Origin of the sequence: Mangrovimonas cancribranchiae, assembly GCF_037126245.1 — a bacterium.
GTDB lineage: Bacteria > Bacteroidota > Bacteroidia > Flavobacteriales > Flavobacteriaceae > Mangrovimonas > Mangrovimonas cancribranchiae.
Genome location: NZ_CP136925.1, coordinates 1,323,650 through 1,345,967 on the forward strand (window position 1 = coordinate 1,323,650; position 22,318 = coordinate 1,345,967).

21 protein-coding genes and 1 pseudogene are annotated in these 22,318 nt (G+C 32.2%); 16 read left to right on the top strand and 6 right to left on the bottom strand.

The window, feature by feature from the left end:
• Positions 1 to 401 precede the first annotated feature (401 nt).
• A complete protein-coding gene (locus tag R3L15_RS05875) occupies positions 402 to 1,913 on the top strand; it encodes a T9SS type A sorting domain-containing protein (RefSeq protein WP_338733827.1) in 1,512 nt (503 codons plus the stop codon).
• A gap of 54 nt (positions 1,914 to 1,967) precedes the next feature.
• On the opposite strand, the gene R3L15_RS05880 is transcribed toward R3L15_RS05875, so the two are convergent.
• The 6 genes from R3L15_RS05880 to R3L15_RS05905 all read right to left on the bottom strand — a co-directional run bounded on the left by R3L15_RS05880 (position 1,968) and on the right by R3L15_RS05905 (position 6,470).
• Complete coding sequence (locus R3L15_RS05880; protein WP_338733828.1) at positions 1,968 to 2,339, bottom strand: hypothetical protein; 372 nt, start codon at positions 2,337 to 2,339, stop codon at positions 1,968 to 1,970.
• A 30-nt stretch (positions 2,340 to 2,369) separates the two neighbouring features.
• Entirely contained in the window at positions 2,370 to 3,569 is a 1,200-nt protein-coding gene (locus R3L15_RS05885; RefSeq protein WP_338733829.1) for an alanine dehydrogenase, read from the bottom strand.
• A 58-nt stretch (positions 3,570 to 3,627) separates the two neighbouring features.
• On the bottom strand, positions 3,628 to 3,864 hold the full coding sequence (locus R3L15_RS05890) for a hypothetical protein (RefSeq protein WP_338733830.1): 237 nt from the start codon (positions 3,862 to 3,864) through the stop codon (positions 3,628 to 3,630).
• Positions 3,865 to 4,111: 247 nt separating this feature from the next.
• The gene (locus tag R3L15_RS05895; RefSeq protein WP_338733831.1) at positions 4,112 to 4,255 is read right to left on the bottom strand and encodes a hypothetical protein; all 144 of its coding nucleotides are present in this window, start codon (positions 4,253 to 4,255) and stop codon (positions 4,112 to 4,114) included.
• A gap of 162 nt (positions 4,256 to 4,417) precedes the next feature.
• Positions 4,418 to 4,825 (bottom strand): tRNA (adenosine(37)-N6)-threonylcarbamoyltransferase complex ATPase subunit type 1 TsaE, encoded by a 408-nt coding sequence (tsaE, locus tag R3L15_RS05900; protein ID WP_338733832.1) that lies wholly within the window; start codon positions 4,823 to 4,825, stop codon positions 4,418 to 4,420.
• A gap of 91 nt (positions 4,826 to 4,916) precedes the next feature.
• Positions 4,917 to 6,470: a bifunctional response regulator/alkaline phosphatase family protein gene (locus tag R3L15_RS05905; RefSeq protein WP_338733834.1), complete on the bottom strand. Its 1,554-nt coding sequence runs from the start codon at positions 6,468 to 6,470 to the stop codon at positions 4,917 to 4,919.
• A gap of 36 nt (positions 6,471 to 6,506) precedes the next feature.
• On the opposite strand from R3L15_RS05905, the gene R3L15_RS05910 reads away from it, so the two are divergent.
• The 15 genes and pseudogenes from R3L15_RS05910 (at position 6,507) to hisH (ending at position 22,317) form a co-directional block, all read left to right on the top strand.
• Entirely contained in the window at positions 6,507 to 7,736 is a 1,230-nt protein-coding gene (locus R3L15_RS05910) for an HD domain-containing protein (RefSeq protein ID WP_338733835.1), read from the top strand.
• 24 nt (positions 7,737 to 7,760) lie between these two features.
• Entirely contained in the window at positions 7,761 to 8,789 is a 1,029-nt protein-coding gene (lpxD, locus tag R3L15_RS05915; protein WP_338733836.1) for a UDP-3-O-(3-hydroxymyristoyl)glucosamine N-acyltransferase, read from the top strand.
• Positions 8,776 to 10,182: a bifunctional UDP-3-O-[3-hydroxymyristoyl] N-acetylglucosamine deacetylase/3-hydroxyacyl-ACP dehydratase gene (locus tag R3L15_RS05920; protein WP_338733838.1), complete on the top strand. Its 1,407-nt coding sequence runs from the start codon at positions 8,776 to 8,778 to the stop codon at positions 10,180 to 10,182. The genes lpxD and R3L15_RS05920 overlap by 14 nt, the downstream gene beginning before the upstream one ends.
• A 4-nt stretch (positions 10,183 to 10,186) precedes the next feature.
• Positions 10,187 to 10,972, top strand: a complete 786-nt coding sequence (lpxA, locus tag R3L15_RS05925; protein WP_125468541.1) for an acyl-ACP--UDP-N-acetylglucosamine O-acyltransferase — start codon at positions 10,187 to 10,189, stop codon at positions 10,970 to 10,972.
• 3 nt (positions 10,973 to 10,975) lie between these two features.
• A complete protein-coding gene (gene efp, locus R3L15_RS05930; RefSeq protein ID WP_125468540.1) occupies positions 10,976 to 11,542 on the top strand; it encodes an elongation factor P in 567 nt (188 codons plus the stop codon).
• Between the two features lie 6 nt (positions 11,543 to 11,548).
• A complete protein-coding gene (locus R3L15_RS05935) occupies positions 11,549 to 12,493 on the top strand; it encodes a UDP-3-O-(3-hydroxymyristoyl)glucosamine N-acyltransferase (RefSeq protein ID WP_338733840.1) in 945 nt (314 codons plus the stop codon).
• Between the two features lie 93 nt (positions 12,494 to 12,586).
• Positions 12,587 to 13,459 carry a succinate--CoA ligase subunit alpha gene (sucD, locus tag R3L15_RS05940; protein ID WP_338733841.1) on the top strand — a complete coding sequence of 291 codons (873 nt, stop codon included), beginning with the start codon at positions 12,587 to 12,589 and terminating at the stop codon, positions 13,457 to 13,459.
• 110 nt (positions 13,460 to 13,569) lie between these two features.
• Positions 13,570 to 14,316: a 3-oxoacyl-[acyl-carrier-protein] reductase gene (gene fabG / locus R3L15_RS05945; RefSeq protein ID WP_338733842.1), complete on the top strand. Its 747-nt coding sequence runs from the start codon at positions 13,570 to 13,572 to the stop codon at positions 14,314 to 14,316.
• Between the two features lie 3 nt (positions 14,317 to 14,319).
• Positions 14,320 to 16,344, top strand: coding sequence for a VWA domain-containing protein (locus R3L15_RS05950; RefSeq protein ID WP_338733843.1), 2,025 nt, complete (start codon positions 14,320 to 14,322; stop codon positions 16,342 to 16,344).
• Between the two features lie 11 nt (positions 16,345 to 16,355).
• Entirely contained in the window at positions 16,356 to 17,171 is an 816-nt protein-coding gene (locus R3L15_RS05955) for a prohibitin family protein (protein WP_125468535.1), read from the top strand.
• A gap of 238 nt (positions 17,172 to 17,409) precedes the next feature.
• The gene (gene hisG, locus R3L15_RS05960; protein WP_338733846.1) at positions 17,410 to 18,267 is read left to right on the top strand and encodes an ATP phosphoribosyltransferase; all 858 of its coding nucleotides are present in this window, start codon (positions 17,410 to 17,412) and stop codon (positions 18,265 to 18,267) included.
• A 1-nt stretch (position 18,268) separates the two neighbouring features.
• A pseudogene (hisD, locus tag R3L15_RS05965) lies at positions 18,269 to 19,554 on the top strand (histidinol dehydrogenase).
• Positions 19,551 to 20,600, top strand: a complete 1,050-nt coding sequence (gene hisC / locus R3L15_RS05970) for a histidinol-phosphate transaminase (protein ID WP_338733848.1) — start codon at positions 19,551 to 19,553, stop codon at positions 20,598 to 20,600. The pseudogene hisD and the gene hisC overlap by 4 nt, the downstream one beginning before the upstream one ends.
• Complete coding sequence (hisB, locus tag R3L15_RS05975) at positions 20,600 to 21,736, top strand: bifunctional histidinol-phosphatase/imidazoleglycerol-phosphate dehydratase HisB (RefSeq protein ID WP_338733849.1); 1,137 nt, start codon at positions 20,600 to 20,602, stop codon at positions 21,734 to 21,736. The genes hisC and hisB overlap by 1 nt, the downstream gene beginning before the upstream one ends.
• On the top strand, positions 21,736 to 22,317 hold the full coding sequence (gene hisH / locus R3L15_RS05980; protein WP_338733850.1) for an imidazole glycerol phosphate synthase subunit HisH: 582 nt from the start codon (positions 21,736 to 21,738) through the stop codon (positions 22,315 to 22,317). Before hisB ends, hisH begins: the two co-directional genes overlap by 1 nt.
• Position 22,318 lies beyond the last annotated feature (1 nt).

Sequence of the window (22,318 nt, forward strand, 5' to 3'; positions counted from 1 at the left end):
ACAACCGTACTAATCATGATTAATAGCTCATTAAAAGTAGATATTTTTTTAAATACAAAAGGTGTAATTATTAGTTATTAGATGAAATACCGCTTTCTTATATAAACTGTGCTATTATATTACTCTTAAAGCAGATGGTCTAAATATTTAGCCCAAAAACCTTTTGTTTTAAAAATCCAAACCTAATAGCATATCGTATATCTTATTAAATTCTAATTGAAAGAAATTGTCGACGAAAGACATTTTTAAACGATTATACGTATTAAAAATACTACAAAATACATGTTTCGTAGTTTTTAACTTACATATAACGTGTATTTTATCGAAAAAATGTAAATGATTTTTTTTCAGGCAATTAGAAATTATAGTTTAGCGCAAGATTAATAGCAAAAACCCCAGAAATGACGAATTTATTATTTAGTAAATTTCTGTTTAACAGAAATTTACAAGTGATTTTTTTATTTGTTTTTTTAACACAAAAAAACGTAAATGCCCAAAATTACCCAGAACAAGTCCTACTTTCTAATGTAGAGTATGAATCGTATACTGCACCTAGTGAAAGTTTACCCGATTACTTAGAACCTTTTACAGAAAGTATGTCTGGTAGCACCATAACCAGAATTAGTGATAAAAACGTTTTTGGTACCACATCGCAAAGAATAAGACATAACTACGCCAAAGATCAAACGTGGAATTCTGACGGCTCCTTAATTAAATTAGCAGGATATCCAGCAGCTATTTTAGATGGTGAAACATTCGAATTTCTTTACTGGAGAGATATCCCTTCTTATGGAAGATGGGCTAATACAGAACCCAACTATATGTACGGTACTCCTGGTAATAGATTTGTAAAGTTTAATGTTATTACAAATACTAGAGAAACCTTAAGGACTTTTAACGAATATTCTAGTATAGATTTTGGTTATGGAGAAGGAAACCAATCAAACGATGATAGATATGTTGGTCTTATTGGTTTAAATGGAAGTAACAGAACATTAATAGTATATGACATACAAAATGACAGTATAGTTGGTACTAAAGATATTGGTTCTAGTGGTGATTTAGATTGGTTTTCAGTATCCCAATTAGGGAATTATGCTGTACTTTCTTGGAGAACAGATGGATCTGGGCCAACACAAGGTTTAAAATCTTACGATTTAAACTTTAATAATGAAATTCACGTTTATAATACAACAGCACATGGTGATTTAGGAATAGATACCAATGGAAATGAAGTTATGGTAGCTTACGAAGGACAAAGTGGTTGGGATAATGGTTCTTATGTTTATGCAGCTAGATTAGATGGCGGAGGCGTACAACCTTTATTTCAATATCCAGGTGGTATTTGGGGAGGTCATATAAGTTGCAGAAATATAGATAGACCAGGTTGGGCTTATGTAAGTGAGCAATGCTGTACAAGTCATGACGTAGCATCTAGAGAAATTTTTGCAATAAAGCTAGATAACTCGGGTATTATAGAACGATATACTAAGCACAATAATAATGTTTCTCCAGGTAACGGACACTCTACTATGGCAGTTCCTAATAGAAACGGAACCAAAGTTTTATTTGCAAGTAATTGGGATAACAATAATGTTATGTCAGATCCTAATCCACCAGCATGGGTTTTAGAGGTGCCACAATCCTTAAGTATTGATGATAACGTCTCTCAAGCAAATGAAAATAGCATTAAAATTTTCCCTAATCCATCAACAGGAATAGTTAATATTAAATCTCAAAATATTCTTATCAATACTATTGAACTGTATGATATGCTAGGAAGAAAAGTACTGTCAGAAAATATTAATTCAAATCAAAAGCAAATTAACTTGTCAAGATTCCCAAGTGGTATGTACTTAGTGAAAATAGGAACAGATACTAAGTCTACAACAAAACGGTTAATGCTAAATTAATTACTCATAATATTACAGGAAACAAGCTCGATTAATAATTTAATTGGGCTTGTTTTATTCCCAATTAAATGCTTTTACGGTTGCAATGCTATCACAATTTTCAACTTGTAGTGATACCGATTTATCATCAATACTTCCTTTAATATAATAGATGCCGCAAGGCGTACTTCGCGGTGTGCTTTTAGAGAAAATAACATCACCTTCTTTAAGAATTTTGTCAATTAAAAGAGAATCTAATTCACCAGAGAGGACTTTAGATTCTATATTGGCATTAAATTTTAAAGGTTTAGTATTAATATTTTTTTTTACTCTAGCTTCTGGACCGTAATCACAAGATACTTTTTTCCCGTTTAGGAAAAAAAATAAAAAAACGAGACCTATAGAAAAGCCGCCAAGATAAAAACCTAGTCTATGAATAAATTTCATGTTATTTTTTCAGTTGAAAATTGATAGGGATTAAAAAATCAATAAATTAATATCGCTGTGTTTTAAATCAAACCATTCACCAACCGATTTGTTGGTAAGAATGCCGTGGTAAAAGTACAAACCATTTTTTAAACCTCTATCAAACCGCAAAGAATTTTCTAAACCGCCGTCATCTGCAATTTTTAAAATATAAGGTGTAAACATATTACTTATCGATATAGATGCCGTTCTTGAAAACCTAGCAGGGATATTAGGTACGCAATAATGAATAACACCATGTTTTTTAAATGTAGGTGATTTATGAGTGGTAACCTCGCTAGTTTCTACACAACCTCCCATATCTATACTTACATCTATAATAACAGCACCAGATTTCATGTTTTCAACCATAGTCTCTGTAACTATAATAGGCGAGCGATTTTTACCTCGTACAGCTCCAATAACAATATCGCAACGTTTTAACGCTTTTAAAAGATTCTTGGGTTGTATGGTTGACGTAAAGAGCGGTTGTCCAAGATTTTTTTGTATTTCACGTAACCTAGTAATGGAATTATCAAAAATTTTCACATTAGCTCCTAAGCCTAACGAACTCCTTGCAGCAAATTCACCTACAGTTCCTGCGCCTAAAATAACTACCTCTACAGGTGGAACACCACTAACGTTACCAAACATTAAACCGTTTCCTTCGTTTACATTACTTAATAATTCGGCGGCAATTAAAACCGAAGAGGTTCCTGCTATTTCACTTAACGATTTTACAGCAGGGTAAGTGCCATCATCGTCTTTTATAAATTCAAAAGCTAAAGCGGTAACACGTTTTGCCGCTAATGTTTCAAAGTACTTTTTAGTTTGCGTTTTAAGCTGTAAGGCAGAGATTAGTATAGATTGTGGGTTTATTAATTTAATTTGATCTAGAGTAGGAGGCTCAATTTTTAAAATCATTGGGCAGGCAAATACTTTAGCCGTGTCTTTTGTTATTTCTGCACCTGCTTCGGTATAATCTTTATCACTAAAGTTGGCTCCTTTTCCAGCGCCAGACTCAATTAAAACACGATGCCCATTATTAACAATAGCAGAAACAGCATCGGGTGTTAAGCAAACACGCTTTTCTTGAAAAGCTGTTTCTTTAGGAATACCAATAAATAGGGAACTTTTACTTTTTAAAATCTCTAAGCGTTCTTCTTGAGGAATTAATTGCTGCTTAGTAAAAGGTGATAAGGATTTTGACATGTTGAGTCCTGTTTAAAAACTCAAATTACAAATTAATTTTTATCTGTAACGAAATATTTTAAAAATACTGTTTGATTTTTCCCCAAAGTGTAGTTGGTTTAATTTTAAACTCTTCTTCAAGTTCTTCCATAGATTTATCAACACTTGTGAGTTTATTAAACATTTGTGCTCTGATTAGATATATTGACGGGATAACAATAGCCATTACAGGTATTAAGTATAATAGCTGAAATTCATCTGCAAATTTAAAGTCATCATTTAAAATAACTATTATTTGAAAAATATACATTGCCATTGGTACAATTAATACATGGTACCACCAATGACGACAAGTAAAAAACCAAATTAATATAAAAAGTAAAGGAATAATTTTCCCTGTTAAAACCCACATCGCAAAATTAGCGCTCCCCCAACTTTGACTATTATATGTAAACAAAAAAGTGTTCCAAACTTGCTTGTCTGGAACACTCTCGTATAAATAAAATAAATATGGAGAGATAGCTATAAATGTAGCTATTAGACTCCCTAATATTAGATTTCTATTAACCCGCTGACGGGATTCTATACTTTTTCTTTTCGATTTTTGTTGTTTGTTGTCCATCTAGGTCAATTAAATTTGTCGCTTGAGCTGTAAACAACATTCCACCGAAAATTGCAATTGCAATAACATACTTTTTAGTTTTCATAATTTAAGGGATTTAATTAATTAATTACAATCCAAAAGTATGTTTACAGGTAGTATCTTTTACGGTTAAAATGTTAAAATTATGTTAAAAACCATGGTTTAGGTGGTTTTTCGTTACGGTTTTTCCGTAAAAGTACTTGTTTTCGGTAGAAAAGGTGCTTAGTTACATACTGTTTACACTTAAAATTCTACTTTTTTTATTATTAAACTTTATAGCAACTGTATCATAATCAGATACTAGCTCCTCGATTAATTCAGGCCATTCAATAATCTTCCAATGATCTGAATAGATGTAATCTTCAATACCAAAATCGTAAGCTTCGTCTATATTATTAATGCGATACAAATCAAAATGAAAAATTTTCTCACCATTACATTTGTACTCATTTACTATTGAATAGGTTGGACTACTAACTTCGTCTTGACAACCTATTCGCTTTACCAAAGCTTTAATGAAAGTGGTTTTTCCAGCTCCCATTTCTCCATAAATTAATATGGTTTTTGTTTTAAGATGAGTAAGAACTTGACTTGCAATATCTTCTACATCGCTAATTGTATATACTATATCCAATCTATGAAAAATTACTGTGCAATGTAATAAGAATAAATGAAAAAAACCAATCAGAAATGCGTTTCATCGATTTTTTTTGCATTACATGGAGTTATTTAGGTGACATTGTGATAAATGGAATAATCATTTCTTCTAAAGAAACCCCACCATGTTGGTAAGTGTTTCTGTAATAACTAACATAGTGGTTATAATTATTAGGATACGCAAAAAACAAATCACTTTTAGCAAAAATAAATGAACTACTCATTGTAATGGATGGTAAATGAATTGTTTTGGGATTTTTGGCTACTAAAACGTCTTTGTCTTCATAGGTTAAACTTCTCCCAGTTTTATACCTTAAATTTAAACTTGTGTCTTTATCTCCAATAACTTTTGAAGGGTTTTTAACATTTATGGTACCATGGTCTGTAGTAATAATAAGTTTAAACCCTAATTGTTGCGCTTGTTGAATAATTTCTAGCAACGGGGAGTTTTTAAACCAGCTAAGGGTTAAAGAGCGGTAAGCTTTATCGTTAGCTGCTAACTCTTTAACAACATCCATTTCGGTTTTTGAGTGAGATAACATATCTACAAAATTGTAAACAACCACAGTTAGATCGTTATCTTTTTGAGATTTAAAATTATCGGCCAGTTTCTTTCCAGATTTTAAACTTGTTATTTTATGGTATTCATACTTTATGTCTGTAAGTCCTAAACGCTTTAGTTGCGCTTTTAAAAAATCGTTTTCATGAAGGTTTTTTCCGCCTTCATCGGTGTCATTTTTCCAAAGATCTGGATGTAATTTTTCCATATCGGCTGGCATTAATCCCGAAAAAATAGCATTCCTTGCATATTGTGTTGCCGATGGTAGTATGCTGTAATAAGGAGACTCTTGTTCTTTCTTGTAATAATTAGTTAAGACAGGTTCAAAAGCTTTCCATTGGTCGTAACGTAAATTATCTACAACTATAAGAAGAGTTGGTTGTTCTTTACTTATTTCAGGAACTATTTTTTCTCTAAATAGGGTATGAGACATCACAGGTGAATCTACTTTACCATCAAACCAATTAGGGTAGTTTTTGTCAATAAACTTTCCAAATTGGATGTTTGCTTCGTTTTTTTGAGATTCTAAAATTTCAAACATTCCAATATCTTCAATATCTTCAAGTTGTAGTTCCCAATAAATAAGCTTTTGATATAAGTTAGCCCACTCTTCAAAAGAATTTACCATAGTTAAATCCATGGCTATTTTTCTAAACTCTTGCTGATAGTTGGATGTCGTTTTTTCCGATACCAATCTAGAATGGTCTAGGTTTTTCTTTAAACTTAATAGTATTTGATTAGGGTTTACGGGTTTAATAAGGTAATCGGCAATTTTATTGCCAATAGCTTCTTCCATAATATACTCTTCCTCGCTTTTAGTAATCATAACAACAGGAAGTGCATTATTTATAGCTTTAATTTCATTAAGTGTTTCTAAGCCTGTTAAACCTGGCATATTCTCGTCTAAGAAAACAATATCAAAAGAAGTACTTTCTAATGCTTCAATAGCTTCGGTGCCACTTTTACAGGTTGTTACGTTATAGTTTTTTTTCTCTAAAAATAATATATGAGGTTTTAATAAGTCGATTTCGTCGTCAACCCAAAGAATATTTATATTGTTCATGTATATTTGTTTAAATTAAAATGTAATAGATAAAGTTTGAAAGCACAAAACAAACTTAAAATATTTAACGATCCAATTTACGGATTTATTACTATTCCAAATACGCTCATTTTTGATTTAATTGAGCATAAGTATTTTCAAAGACTTCGCAGAATTACACAAATGGGGTTATCTTATTTGGTATATCCTGGAGCTCACCATACAAGATTTCATCATGCCATAGGCTGTATGCATTTAATGAAAAAAGCTGTGAATGTGCTTCGTTTTAAAGGAGTTACTATTTCCGAAGATGAAGAGAACGCCTTGTATATTGCTATTTTACTACATGATATTGGTCATGGACCATTTTCTCATGCTATGGAACACAGTATTGTAAATGGTGTGTCTCATGAGGAAATATCGTTGCTTTTTATGGAACGTTTAAACGAAGAATTTAACTCAAAATTAACGCTAGCCATTACTATTTTCAAGGGAGAATATCACCGTAAATTTCTTTGTCAGTTAATTTCGGGGCAATTAGATATGGATCGCGCCGATTATTTAAAACGTGATAGCTTTTATACAGGTGTTGCAGAAGGCAATGTAAATAGTGAGCGTTTAATTACCATGCTTAATGTGGTAAACGATAAATTAGTTGTTGAAGAAAAAGGCATTTATAGCGTAGAAAAATTTCTTTTAGCAAGACGCTTAATGTATTGGCAAGTCTATTTACATAAAACAAGCTTGGTTGCCGAACAACTTCTTATTAGAGTTTTAAAACGTGCCAAAGAATTAAAAAGTCAAGGAGTTACGTTAACTGCAAGTTCAGCGTTGAGCTATTTTTTAAATCATAATATTTCAATAGAGAACTTTGATGCCAAAACTCTAGATACGTTTTCGCAGCTAGATGATTATGATATTGTCTCTGCAATGAAAGAATGGCAATTTCATGATGATTTTGTGTTAAGCAATTTATGCGATATGATTATTAATAGGGATTTATTAAAAATCAAAATAAAAAAGAAAGCTATAAAAGTAGAGAAACTTGACAAGCAGATAGACAAATTAATGCAGCGATATAATATATCAAATCATGAAGCAAACTACTTTGTGTTTTCTGGAGAAATAACAAACCAGGCTTACAAGTCAGAACACCAAAACATAAATATATTGCATAAAAATGGTAAAATAGGCGATATTATTAATGCTTCAGATCACTTTAATTTAAAATCATTAGCAAAACCAGTAACCAAATTTTATATCTGCTATCCTAAGCAGAAAATTTAACAGTTTTTTCATATTTTTGCAAGAATGAAATTTACAGCACAACAGATAGCAGGAATTTTAGAAGGTGAGATAGACGGAAACCCAGAGGTGGAAGTTTCCAAACTTTCTAAAATAGAAGAAGGCACTAGAGGGTCTTTAACCTTTTTAGCCAATCCTAAGTACCAACAATATATATACTCAACAAAAGCTTCGGTTGCCATAGTTAATAAAACTTTTCAACCAGAAAGCAATATTGATACAACACTAATAAAAGTAGACGATGCCTATAAAGCATTTTCTAAATTATTAGAGTATTACAATATGGTTAAGCTTAATAAAGAAGGTATCGAGCAACCTTCTTTTATAGCAGAATCGGCAAAAAAAGGTGATAACATATATATAGGTGCATTTTCTTATATAGGAGAAAATGTAACAATTGGTAATAATGTAAAAATTTTCCCAAATAGTTATATTGGTGATAATGCTGTTATTGGAGACCATACCATAGTGTTTTCAGGAGCAAAAATTTATTCAGAATGTATTATAGGAAACAACTGTGTTATTAATTCTGGAGCAATAATTGGAGCAGATGGTTTTGGATATGCGCCAAATGAAAATGGTGAATATACTAAAGTACCACAAACAGGTAATGTTATTCTGGAAGATTATGTCGATATAGGAGCAGGAACAACAATTGATAGAGCAACTTTAGGATCAACCATTATACGTCGTGGTGTTAAATTAGATAATCAAATACAAATAGCACATAACGTAGAGATAGGTAAAAATACCGTAATAGCTGCTCAAACAGGTATTGCAGGTTCAACTAAAATTGGCGAAAATTGTCAAATTGGCGGACAAGTAGGTATTGTAGGTCATATTGTAATAGGTAATAATGTGAAAATTCAAGCCCAATCAGGTATTGGTAGAAACATTAAAGACAACGAAGTACTCCAGGGGTCTCCTGCGTTAACTTATGGCGACTACAATAAGTCCTATGTCTATTTTAAGAAATTACCACAAATTGTAAAAAATATAAACGATTTAGAAAAGAAGGTCAATGGCAATAGTTAGTACTGAAATAAAACAAAAAACTATAAAAACACCTGTATCATTAACAGGTGTTGGATTGCACACTGGTAAAGATGTTACACTTACATTCACGCCAGCACCAGTAAACACAGGCTTTGCTTTTAAACGCGTAGATTTAGAAGGCATGCCAATAATTGAAGCAGATGCTAATTATGTAACTAATACACAGCGCGGAACTTGTTTAGAAAAAAACGGTGTTGTAATTCAAACATCAGAACATGTTTTAGCGGCATTAGTAGGCTTAGACTATGATAATATTATTATAGAATTAAATGCATCAGAGCCTCCAATTATGGATGGATCGTCTAAGTTTTTTGTTGAAGCTTTAGAAGAAGCAGGAATCGAAGAGCAAGATGCTTTTAGAGAAGAGTATGTTATTACAGATGTTGTTTCTTATAGTGATGAAGACTCTGGTAGCGAAGTTCTTGTTATGCCTGCAGACGAGTACCAAATTACAACTATGGTCGATTTTGGCACCAAAGTGTTGGGAACTCAAAATGCGACATTAAAACACGTTTCAGATTTTAAAGAAGAAATTTCAGCTTCTAGAACATTTAGTTTTCTTCATGAAATAGAAATGTTATTAGAACATGGATTAATAAAAGGAGGCGATCTTAACAATGCCATAGTTTATGTAGACAAAGAAATTTCTCCAGAAACTATAGAAAAATTAAAGCAAGTCTTTAATAAGGATTCTATATCGGTAAAACCTAATGGTATTTTAGATAACCTAACACTTCATTACCCAAACGAAGCAGCTAGACATAAATTGTTGGATGTTTTAGGTGATTTAGCCTTAATTAGAACACGAATAAAAGGTAAAGTTATTGCAAACAAACCAGGACACTTTATCAACACACAATTTGCTAAAAAATTATCTAAAATAATTAAAAACGAACGCCGTAATAATGTACCAAATATAGATTTAAATAAAGAGCCATTAATGGATGTTACCCAAATTATGGCTATGCTACCGCACAGGCAACCGTTTTTATTAATAGACAAAATTTTCGAGTTAACAGATTCTACCGTAATTGGTATGAAAAACGTTACCATGAACGAGCCATTTTTTGCTGGTCACTTTCCTGGTGCTCCAGTAATGCCAGGCGTACTTTTAGTTGAAGCTATGGCTCAAACAGGTGGTATCTTAGTATTAAGTACTGTACCAGACCCAGAAAACTACTTAACATTTTTTATGAAAATTGATAATGTCAAGTTTAAACAAAAAGTTGTTCCGGGAGATACCGTAATTTTTAAATGTGATTTAATTTCACCTATACGCCGTGGAATTTGCCATATGCAAGGATATGCTTATGCAAATGGTAAACTTTGTGCAGAAGCAGAGTTGATGGCACAAATATCTAAAGTAAAATAATCTTATGAATCAACCACTTGCTTACGTTCATCCAGGAGCGAAAATTGCTAAAAACGTTGTTATAGAACCTTTTTCTACAATACACAATAATGTTGTAATAGGCGAAGGAACTTGGATAGGTAGTAACGTTACCATTATGGAAGGTGCTAGAATTGGCAAAAATTGTAATATTTTCCCAGGTGCAGTTATCTCAGCTGTTCCGCAAGACCTTAAATATAACGATGAAGATACTACGGTAGAAATAGGTGATAACGTAACTATAAGAGAATGCGTTACCATTAATCGTGGTACAACAGATAAAATGAAAACAGTTGTTGGCGACAATTGCTTAATCATGGCGTATTGCCATATTGCACACGATTGTATCGTTGGAAATAATTGTATCTTCTCAAACAATTCAACATTAGCCGGACACATTAATGTTGGTGACTATGTTGTTTTAGCTGGTATGACAGCAGTTCACCAGTTTTGCTCTATAGGAAATCATGCCTTCGTTACAGGGGGATCTTTAGTAAGAAAAGATGTGCCGCCATTTGTAAAAGCAGCGCGCGAACCACTATCTTATGTAGGAATTAACTCTGTAGGATTAAGACGAAGAGGCTTTTCAACCGAAAAAATTAGAGAAATTCAAGATATATACAGAATACTTTATCAAAAAAATTATAATAATACCCAAGCAGCAGATATTATTGAAGCTGAAATGGAAGCCACGCCAGAACGTGATGAAATTCTTCAGTTTATCAAAGATTCACAACGCGGTATTATGAAAGGATATTTTAAATCAAATTAATTTATGGCAAATACATCAGATATTAGAAACGGACTTTGTATTCGTTACAACCATGATATTTATAAAATTGTAGAATTTTTACATGTAAAACCAGGTAAAGGACCTGCTTTTGTAAGAACAAAACTTAAAAGTGTAACAACAGGAAAAGTTATAGAAAACACCTTTTCTGCAGGACATAAAATAGATGATGTTCGTGTAGAAACACACCAATTTCAGTTTTTATACAACGATGGCGAGTTTTTCCATTTTATGAATACTGCTGATTACACTCAAATTAGACTTTTAGAAGCTGCTTTAGATAGACCAGACTTGTTAAAAGAAGGTGAAGTTGTAACGGTTATTATTAATACCGAAGACAACATGCCGCTTTCTGTTGAAATGCCAGCAAGTGTTATATTAGAAGTAACCCACACCGAGCCTGGAGTAAAAGGAAATACGGCAACTAATGCTACAAAACCGGCAACAGTAGAAACAGGAGCAGAAGTCAATGTCCCTCTATTTATTAATGAAGGCGACAAAATAAAAATTGAAACTGAAAAAGGAACATACAAAGAACGTATTAAAGAATAAGTAGTCTTGAAATTTCCTAAACCTTATACACTTCAAGAAATTGCCACTTTAATAGATTGCGACTTTGTTGGAGATAAAGCGTTTCCTGTTTTAGGCATGAACGAAATTCATGTTGTAGAAAAAGGCGACATTGTTTTTGTAGATCATCCAAAATACTACGATAAAGCATTAAATTCAGCCGCAACAATTGTTTTAATTAATAAAGATGTTGACTGCCCAGATGGCAAGGCATTACTAATTAGCGACGATCCGTTTAGAGATTTTAATAAGTTAACACAACATTTTAAACCTTTTCAGGCGAGTAATATTTCTATTTCTGAAACAGCTAGAATAGGAGAGAATACGGTAATTCAGCCTAATTGCTTTATTGGTAATAATGTTGTTATTGGTGATAATTGTATAATACACTCCAATGTCAGTATTTACGATGATACGATTATTGGTGATAATGTTATCATTCACGCAGGAACAGTTCTAGGGGCAAGTGGTTTTTACTATAAAAATAGACCAGAAGCTTACGACCAATTACTTTCTGGAGGTCGCGTTATTATAGAAAACGACGCGCATATTGGAGCTGCATGTACTATAGATAAAGGCGTAACAGGCGATACAACCATAGGGGAAGGTTCAAAACTAGATAATCAAATTCAAGTAGGTCATGATACTTTAATAGGAAAAAAATGCTTGATAGCATCGCAAACAGGAATAGCTGGTTGTGTTGTTATAAAAGATAATGTTACTATTTGGGGGCAAGTTGGTATTAAAAGCGGAATTACTTTAGCCGAAGGAACAATATTGTATGCACAATCTGGATTAGGCCACTCAACAGATGAAGGTAAAACCTATTTTGGCTCACCAGCTGTCGAAGCTCGTGAAATGTTTAAACAAATGGCATATATAAAAGAAATCCCTAATATTCTTAAACATCTTAAAGAAGAAAATAAAGACTAAAGTCTTTTAAATAAAAACAAGAAAATACTTTATAAATAAAGAGCAAAAACTTACTTTTGTTTCTGTTATAAAAACAATAAAAATCAGATTTAAATGAGTGTTTTAGTAAATAAAGATTCAAAAATAATAGTTCAAGGATTTACAGGTAGTGAAGGTACTTTTCACGCTGGTCAAATGATTGAATATGGAACCAATGTAGTAGGAGGTGTTACACCAGGAAAAGGTGGTCAAACGCATCTAGACAAGCCAGTTTTTAATACAGTAAAAGAAGCTGTAGATAAAGTTGGCGCAGATACAACTATTATTTTTGTACCACCTGCATTTGCTGGTGATGCTATTATGGAAGCAGCCGATGCTGGTATAAAAGTTATTATAACTATCACAGAAGGAATCCCTGTTGCCGATATGATTAAGGCTTCAGATTATATAAAAGACAAAGATTGTAGATTAATTGGTCCTAACTGCCCAGGAGTTATTACCCCAGGAGAAGCTAAAGTAGGTATTATGCCTGGTTTTGTTTTTAAACAAGGAAAAGTTGGTATTGTTTCAAAATCTGGAACATTAACATATGAAGCTGCAGATCAAGTTGTAAAGCAAGGTTTAGGAATTACAACCGCTATTGGTATTGGTGGAGATCCAATTATTGGAACTACAACAAAAGAAGCTGTTGAGTTATTAATTAACGATCCAGAAACAGAAGCTGTTGTAATGATTGGTGAAATAGGCGGACAATTAGAAGCCGATGCAGCTAACTGGTATAAAGAAAGTGGTAGTAAAAAGCCAGTTGTAGGATTTATTGCTGGTGAAACAGCTCCTGCTGGTCGTACAATGGGACACGCTGGTGCTATTGTAGGAGGCAGCGATGATACTGCTCAAGCTAAAAAGAAAATTATGCGTGAATGTGGTATTCATGTTGTTGATTCCCCTGCTGAAATAGGTAAAAAAGTAGCCGAAGTATTAGGCTAAATACATAAGAATATTCAATAAAAAACCTCACAAGAAATTGTGAGGTTTTTTTTATTTCTTACAACTTGTAATTAGTATATTTGAGCATCAACTAATATTGTAATTAAACTATGAAATTATTAGAAGGAAAAACAGCCATTATAACTGGTGGTAGCCGAGGTATTGGTAAAGGTATTGCCCAAGTTTTTGCACAACAAGGTGCTAATGTGGCTTTTACTTATAGCTCTTCAGTTGAAGCTGCAAATGAACTTGAAAAAGAACTTAATGCTTTAGGAATTAAAGCTAAAGGTTACCAAAGTAATGCTGCAGATTTTAAACAATCGCAAGACCTAGCAGCAGAAGTTGTTAAGGAGTTTGGAAGCATCGATATTCTTGTTAATAATGCAGGAATTACTAAAGATAATTTGTTAATGCGTATTAGTGAAGAAGACTTTGACAAAGTAATAGAAGTTAACCTAAAGTCGGTATTTAACATGACAAAAGCAGTACAGCGTACTATGTTAAAACAACGAAAAGGATCTATTATAAATATGAGTTCGGTTGTTGGTGTTAAAGGTAACGCAGGACAAACAAACTATGCCGCATCAAAAGCAGGAATAATAGGTTTTTCTAAATCCGTAGCTTTAGAATTAGGCTCAAGAAACATAAGAAGTAATGTGGTTGCACCTGGTTTTATTGAAACCGAAATGACAGCAAAGTTAGATGAAAATACTGTTCAAGGTTGGCGCGATGCAATTCCTTTAAAACGTGGAGGAACACCTGAAGATATTGCCAATGCATGTGTGTTTTTAGCAAGTGATATGAGTGCTTATATTACAGGGCAAACCTTAAATGTAGATGGTGGAATGCTAACATAATTTATGAATACAGAAACCGTATTATATATTATATTATCTGGAGTTATAGCGCTATTATTAGCGCTATTTCAGTATAAATATAGATCTAAAACTAGGTCTATATTTTTAACTTTTTTACGGTTTTTAAGTCTATTTGCATTATTAATTTTATTAGTAAATCCAAAGATAGAGACGAGTCAGACCTATATTCAAAAACCATCTTTAGCTCTTGTTATAGATAACTCTAATTCTATTAATTATTTTAAACAAGAAGCTGTAGCGAAGCAACTTTTATCTGAAGTAAAATCGAAAACAGCAATATCAGATAAGTTTAATATTGACTATTTTACGTTTGGTGAAACGCTTAATCAGAATGATAGTCTCTCCTTTTCTGAAAAACAATCAAATATAAGTGCTGTTTTTACGCAACTCCAGCAAATTTATGCCAACCAAACAGCGCCAACAATACTAGCAACCGATGGAAATCAAACCTTTGGAACAGATTATTCTTTTGTATCTAAAAACTACAACCAAGTTGTTTATCCTGTTGTATTGGGCGATACTATAAAACATAGCGATTTAAAAATTCAACAAGTAAACACTAATAAATATGCGTATCTAAAGAATAAATTTCCTGTAGAGGCTATTGTGGTTTATAATGGTAAAAATACAATAAACACAACATTAACTGTTAAAAGAGGAAATACGACTGTTTTTTCTAAACCATTAACGTTTTCAAAAGAAAACACATCTAACGTGGTTTCATTTTATTTACCAGCAAACAAAGTTGGTGTACAAACGTATAAAGTAGATATTGGTGCTATTAATAATGAAAAAAACATTCAAAACAACACCAAGAACTTTGCTGTTGAAGTTATTGATGAGAAAACTAAAGTAGCTATTATTAGTAGTATTGCTCATCCAGATATTGGCGCCATAAAAAAGAGTATAGAAACTAATGAACAACGCCAATGCGACATTGTAACTCCAGAAGCGTTTATGGCAAATGTAAACAGTTATCAATTGGCCATTTTATATCAACCAGACAATACATTTAAACCCGTATTTAATACGTTAAAACAAACCGCTTTAAATGCCTTTATAATTGCTGGAAGTAAAACCAATTGGCAATTACTTAATAATGAAAACTTAGGTTTTAGTCACGACATAACTACTCAAACTGAAGAATTTCAAGCACAGCTAAATCCAGGTTATTCAAATTTTATTGTTGAAGATTTAAACTTTCCAAGTTTTCCTCCTTTAAAAGGCGTTTTTGGAGATATTTCGTTTGAAAAAAATCACAACATATTACTTTATAAACAAATAGGGAATGTGATTACAGAGTCCCCTCTTTTAGTAACCACCGAAAGTAACGGCACTAGAAATGCTCTGTTATTAGGAGAAAATATATGGCAATGGCGTGCACAAAGTTATTTAAACACATCGTCGTTTATTGCTTTTGATAATTTTACAGGAAAACTAATTCAATATTTAGCCTCGAAAAAGCGAAAAGATAGGTTAGTACTGGATTTTAATTCGTTTTATGAAGGAAATACTCAGGTTGTTTTAAAAGCTCAGTATTTTAATAAGAATTATGAATTTGATGCCAGAGAAAAATTAACAATCTACTTAACAAATAAACAAACTCAAGAAACTTTTGAATACCCATTAGTTTTAAAAAACAATTATTTTGAAATTGATTTAAGTAGTTTATCACCTGGCAATTATGACTTTACAGTTAAGGCAGTAAATTCAAACATGTCAAAATCAGCTAGTTTTAAAATACTAGAATACAATATAGAACAACAATTTTTAAACGCAGATGTAACAAAACTAACCCAAATAGCAACTAATAGTAAAGGAGGTTTGTTTTTCTCATCAAATTACGAGCTACTTTTTAATAGCTTGCTTAACGATGAGCGGTATAAACCCACTCAAAAAACAACAAAAACAACATTACCTTTAATAAACTGGAAATACCTTTTGGCGTTTATTGTTTTTTGCTTATCGTTAGAGTGGTTTATCAGAAAATATAAAGGACTAATTTAAAACACTAACACATGGAAAGATTACCCAAAATTGCATTACCATTCGTGGTATTACTTATTTTTATTGTTATTCTTATTTCAAAATCGGCTGTAACTATAGACTCTGGAGAAGCTGGCGTTTTATACAAAAGATTTGGGGGCGGTGTTGTTACAGATGAACCTGCATTAGGAGAAGGGTTTCATATTGTAGCACCTTGGAATAAAGTTTACGTTTATGAAGTACGTCGTCAAGAGATTTTCGAAAAAATGAAAGTACTCTCTTCAAACGGATTAGACATTCAACTAGATGCTTCAACGTGGTATAAACCAGAAATTAATAACTTAGGAAAGTTACACCAAGAAATAGGCGAGGACTACTTAAACAGAATTATTTTGCCAACTATCCGTTCTGCAGCAAGAAGCGTTGTTGGGCGTTACACACCAGAGCAATTATACTCTAGTAAGCGAGATGCTATTCAAGCCGAAATTTTTGAGGAAACTAAAAAAATTGTGGATGATCAGCATATTGTTATTGATGAAATCCTGGTAAGAGATGTTACTTTACCACCTACAATTAAAGATGCTATAGAGCGTAAATTACGTCAGGAGCAAGAGTCTTTGGAGTATGAATTCAGATTAGAGAAAGCTAGAAAAGAAGCTGAACGCCAACGTATTGAAGCCAAAGGTAAGGCTGATGCCAACAAAATACTAAGCGCATCGCTGACCGATAAAATTTTACAAGACAAAGGTATTGAAGCTACCAACAAACTATCGGAATCTCCTAATAGCAAAGTGGTTATAATAGGTTCTGGAGAGTCTGGAATGCCTATTATTTTAGGAAATCAATAATTAAAATTTGGATTTCTAAATTATTTTTTGAAATCTTTGTTCTGTTAAAGAAAACAAATGACTTTTATTCAATTACATCATCATCATTTTCATACTTGCACTCAAGCGAGCTGAAAATGTATTGACTAAATTGAAGTAAAAATATATTTAAAACCCGTTTGAGTAAATCAAACGGGTTTTTTGTTTTCTATAATACCATTAACCTTCATTTGATTTACTCAAACACAATAAATAAAGAATGAGTAAATTAAAACTTGCCGTACAAAAATCTGGTAGACTTCATGAAGATTCCATGAAAATTCTAAAGGATATTGGTCTATTTGTAGATAATGGCAAAGACCAACTTAAAGTATCGGCAGCCAATTTCCCTTTAGAACTTTTTTATCTCAGAAATGGTGATATACCGCAATATTTAAAAGATGGTGTTGTTGATGCCGCAATTATAGGTGAAAACATACTGTTTGAAAAAGGCGACAATATTAACATTATAGAAAAATTAGGTTTTTCAAAATGTAAAGTATCCATCGCTTTACCTAAACACGAACAGTATACTAATATTACATGCTTACAAGGTAAACGTATAGCAACATCATATCCTAATACAGTTTCTAAGTTTTTAAAGAAACGTAATGTTTCTGCTAATTTACACATTATAAATGGCTCTGTAGAAATTGCCCCAAACATTGGGTTGGCAGATGCTATTGTAGATATTGTCTCCAGTGGTAATACCTTGTTTAAAAATAACCTTAAAGAGGTTGATGTTTTATTAGAATCGGAAGCCGTTTTAGCTGTATCTCCAAAAATAAATAATGAACAAAAAAACTTATTGGAACGATTACAGTTTAGAATACAATCTGTTTTAAAAAGTCGAGAAAATAAATATGTGCTTTTAAATGCTCCTGATGAAAAAATTAAAGACATCATAAATATTCTTCCCGGCATGAACAGCCCTACAATTATGCCATTAGCTAAAAGCGGATGGAGCTCTCTACACTCAGTAATTAATAAAAATAAATTTTGGGAAATTATAGATGAATTAAAGGCTAATGGTGCCGAAGGAATTTTAGTTTGCCCAATAGAAAACATGGTAATATAATATGAAAATAATACAATACCCTAAGCCGGATCAATGGACAGACATATTACAACGTCCAATACAAACTATAGCCGATATAGAACGAACAGTTACCGAAATATTTAACGATATAAAACGGCAAGGAGACACAGCCATTACAAAGTACACCGCTATGTTTGATGGTGTTGAACTGAATAACTATAAAGTTTCAAAAAAAAAATTGATGATGCATGTGAAAATGTTTCGGAAAGCTTAAAAACAGCTATATACATGGCTAAAACTAATATTGAAGCTTTTCATGAGGCTCAAAAAACATCCAAAGTAGAGATTGAAACTTCACCTGGAGTTCGTTGTTGGCAAGAAAAACGACCTATAGAAAAAATAGGATTATACATTCCAGGAGGAACAGCACCCTTATTTTCTACCGTATTAATGTTAGCAATTCCTGCAAAAATAGCAGGCTGTAAGAACATTGTAATTTGTTCGCCACCAAATAAAGAAGGTAAAATAGCAAAAGAAATTTTATTTGCAGCACAACTTTGTGGAGTTACAAAAATTTTAAAAGTAGGAGGTATACAGGCTATAGCTGGGATGACATTTGGTACCAAAATAATACCTCAAGTTTATAAAATATTTGGTCCAGGAAATCAATTTGTAACAGTAGCAAAACAATTAGCCATAAAATATGATGTAGCCATAGATATGCCAGCAGGTCCAAGTGAGTTATTGGTCTATGCTGATGAATCTGCAAAGCCTTCTTATGTGGCGTCAGACCTACTTAGTCAAGCCGAACATGGTGTAGATAGTCAGGTGATTTTAATATCGACTTCAAAACTTCTTATTGAAAATGTAAAAACTGAAATTTCCAGTCAAATTAAAGACTTGCCTAGAAAATCTATTGCAGAGCAAGCAATACAAAATTCAAAACTAATTTTAGTTGAAAGTGATGATATAGCTTTAAAAATGATTAATGAATTTGCTCCAGAACACTTTATAATCTGTGCTAAAAACGAAGAATTATACATTAACGGGATTACTAATGCAGGTTCTGTTTTTATAGGAAATTATACACCCGAAAGTGCTGGTGATTACGCTTCTGGTACTAACCACACTTTACCAACAAATGGGTTTAGTAAAATGTATTCTGGAATAAGCTTAGATAGTTTTACAAAAAGTATAACGTTTCAAAAAATAACAAAAGTAGGATTAATTAACCTAGGTGAAACCATAGAAATAATGGCAAATGCCGAAGGTTTACAAGCTCATAAAAATGCGGTTTCCATTAGATTAAAAGATTTAAAGAAATGACATCAATAGATTTTAATATAAATAGCTTGGTTCGTACAAGTGTAAAAAACTTAAAACCTTATTCTTCTGCAAGAGAGGAGTATAAGGATTTTGATAAAGATATGGTATTTCTTGATGCCAACGAAAACCCTAATAATAATGGCGTAAATCGTTATCCAGATTCACAACAACTAAAATTAAAGCAACGTCTTTCTAAATTAAAACATGTGCGTGTTAATAACATTTTGTTAGGAAATGGTAGCGATGAAGTTTTAGACTTACTAATTAGAACTTTTTGTGAACCCAAGAAAGACCAAATAATTATTTTACCACCAACCTATGGCATGTATCAAGTATTAGCAGATATAAACAATGTGTCTAGTATTTCAGTAGCACTTGATAATAATTTTCAACTACGTGTAGATGATATTTTGAAAACCGCGACAAGTAATACAAAAATGTTGTTTTTATGTGCTCCTAACAACCCAACTGGAAATCACTTTAAATCTCAAAAGATAGAGTTTTTACTAAAAAAATTTAATGGTATTGTAGTTATAGATGAAGCTTATATCGATTTCTCATCGCAAAAAAGTTGGTTAGCAAAGTTAGATGAATTCCCTAATCTAGTGATAACACAAACGCTATCAAAAGCTTATGGAATGGCAGGTATTAGGTTAGGATTATGCTTTGCTTCAAAAATAATTATCGAAACAATAAACAAAATAAAACCACCTTACAATATTAATATCTTAACCCAACAGTATGTATTACAACAACTTCAAAATGTGGCGCATATAGAAGCTCAAATTCAAAATATTAAAAAACAAAGAAAACGTTTAGAACACGCTTTGCATAGCATATCTTTTATAGAGCAGGTTTACCCTACAGAAACCAATTTTATTTTAATAAAAGTTGACGATGCTACAAAAAGGTACCAACAACTTATTAATAAAGGAATTGTTGTAAGAAATAGAACATCTCAATTAGGTTGTAAAAATTGTTTACGTATAACTGTTGGTACTAGTAAGGAAAACAACACATTAATCAATGTTTTAAAAAACCTATAATGGCACAAAAAATATTATTTATAGATAGAGATGGCACATTAATAAAAGAGCCAAAAGATGAACAAATAGATGCTTTTAAAAAGTTAGAATTTTACCCAAAAGTATTTCAGTATTTAAGCAAAATAGTAAATGAGTTAGATTACGAATTGGTATTGGTAACTAACCAAGATGGATTAGGTACTAACTCTTTTCCTGAAAATACATTCTGGCCAGTGCATAATTTTATAATGAAAACTTTTAAAGCCGAAGGAATCGTTTTTAAAGAGCAGATTATAGACAGAACTTTTGCAAAAGATAATGCATCAACAAGAAAGCCAAACACAGGCTTGTTAACCACATACTTTTCTAAAAAATACGATTTAAAAAACTCATTTGTAATAGGTGATCGCTTAACCGATATTCAATTGGCTAAAAATTTAAACTCAAGAGGTATTTTTATTAATAACCAATCGTATTTAGGAAGTGAAGAAATTACAGTAAAACGAGAGGCGTTAAACCCTTATATAGCATTAGAAACTAAAAATTGGCAAGATGTTTACGAGTTTTTAAAGCTATCGGATAGAACAGCGACTATAGAAAGAAATACTAATGAAACTCAAGTAGTAATTCAATTAAATCTTGATGGAACTGGAAAGGGCAATATCGATACAGGAATAGCTTTTTTCGATCATATGTTGGATCAAATTTCACGTCACAGTCTAGTAGATCTAGACATTAAAGTTAATGGCGATTTAAACGTAGATGAACACCATACTATTGAAGACACAGCTATAGCTTTAGGAGAAGTGTTTAATAAAGCATTAGCAAATAAATTAGGAATAGAACGCTACGGATTTTGCTTACCTATGGACGATTGTTTAGCACAAGTAGCGATCGATTTTGGTGGTAGAAATTGGTTAGTATGGAATGCCTGTTTTAAACGTGAAATGATAGGAAAAATGCCTACAGAAATGTTTTATCATTTCTTTAAATCGTTTACCGATGGCGCTAAATGTAATTTAAATATTAAAGCAGAAGGTATTAACGAGCATCATAAAATCGAAGCCATTTTTAAGGCCTTTGCAAAAGCCATTAAAATGGCCATAAAACGAGATACAGAAAAAATGATATTACCAACAACAAAAGGCACTTTATAATGAAAGTAGTTATTATAGATTATGGTGCTGGAAATATTAAAAGCGTTCAATTCGCATTGCAACGCTTGGGTGTAAATGCAATAGTTTCTAAGGATAAAACAACCATACTAAAAGCAGATAAAGTTATTTTTCCCGGTGTAGGAGAAGCAAGTAGTGCTATGCAAAAACTCAAAGAATCAGGATTAGATTTAGTTATTCCAACCTTAAAGCAACCTGTTTTAGGAATTTGTCTCGGCATGCAGTTGTTATGTAAGCATACAGAAGAAGGTACTACTCATGGACTAGGTGTTTTTAATGTAGAAGTGAAAAAGTTTAATGCTCATGTAAAAGTTCCACACGTAGGATGGAATGTTATTAAAGATTTGACATCTGACTTATTTGTTGGAATCCCTGAAAAATCATACATGTATTTGGTACATAGCTATTATGCAGAAATCTGCGACGAAACTATTTCAAAGACAGATTATGGATTAGAATATGCTTCGGCTTTACAAAAAAACAATTTTTACGGGGTTCAATTCCACCCAGAAAAAAGTGGTGATTTAGGAGAACAGATTTTAAAAAACTTTATAGAAATTTAAA

Excerpts from the sequence above, each read along its gene's own strand:
- R3L15_RS05920 (WP_338733838.1), top strand. The coding sequence starts at position 8,776 with ATGGCAATAGTTAGTACTGAAATAAAACAAAAAACTATAAAAACACCT.
- hisH (WP_338733850.1), top strand. The coding sequence starts at position 21,736 with ATGAAAGTAGTTATTATAGATTATGGTGCTGGAAATATTAAAAGCGTT.
- R3L15_RS05875 (WP_338733827.1), top strand. The coding sequence starts at position 402 with ATGACGAATTTATTATTTAGTAAATTTCTGTTTAACAGAAATTTACAA.
- R3L15_RS05950 (WP_338733843.1), top strand. The coding sequence starts at position 14,320 with ATGAATACAGAAACCGTATTATATATTATATTATCTGGAGTTATAGCG.
- R3L15_RS05880 (WP_338733828.1), bottom strand. The coding sequence starts at position 2,339 with ATGAAATTTATTCATAGACTAGGTTTTTATCTTGGCGGCTTTTCTATA.
- sucD (WP_338733841.1), top strand. The coding sequence starts at position 12,587 with ATGAGTGTTTTAGTAAATAAAGATTCAAAAATAATAGTTCAAGGATTT.
- R3L15_RS05905 (WP_338733834.1), bottom strand. The coding sequence starts at position 6,470 with ATGAACAATATAAATATTCTTTGGGTTGACGACGAAATCGACTTATTA.
- fabG (WP_338733842.1), top strand. The coding sequence starts at position 13,570 with ATGAAATTATTAGAAGGAAAAACAGCCATTATAACTGGTGGTAGCCGA.
- R3L15_RS05895 (WP_338733831.1), bottom strand. The coding sequence starts at position 4,255 with ATGAAAACTAAAAAGTATGTTATTGCAATTGCAATTTTCGGTGGAATG.
- lpxD (WP_338733836.1), top strand. The coding sequence starts at position 7,761 with ATGAAATTTACAGCACAACAGATAGCAGGAATTTTAGAAGGTGAGATA.
- lpxA (WP_125468541.1), top strand. The coding sequence starts at position 10,187 with ATGAATCAACCACTTGCTTACGTTCATCCAGGAGCGAAAATTGCTAAA.
- R3L15_RS05955 (WP_125468535.1), top strand. The coding sequence starts at position 16,356 with ATGGAAAGATTACCCAAAATTGCATTACCATTCGTGGTATTACTTATT.
- R3L15_RS05885 (WP_338733829.1), bottom strand. The coding sequence starts at position 3,569 with ATGTCAAAATCCTTATCACCTTTTACTAAGCAGCAATTAATTCCTCAA.
- hisG (WP_338733846.1), top strand. The coding sequence starts at position 17,410 with ATGAGTAAATTAAAACTTGCCGTACAAAAATCTGGTAGACTTCATGAA.
- efp (WP_125468540.1), top strand. The coding sequence starts at position 10,976 with ATGGCAAATACATCAGATATTAGAAACGGACTTTGTATTCGTTACAAC.
- hisB (WP_338733849.1), top strand. The coding sequence starts at position 20,600 with ATGGCACAAAAAATATTATTTATAGATAGAGATGGCACATTAATAAAA.
- R3L15_RS05890 (WP_338733830.1), bottom strand. The coding sequence starts at position 3,864 with ATGGCAATGTATATTTTTCAAATAATAGTTATTTTAAATGATGACTTT.
- hisC (WP_338733848.1), top strand. The coding sequence starts at position 19,551 with ATGACATCAATAGATTTTAATATAAATAGCTTGGTTCGTACAAGTGTA.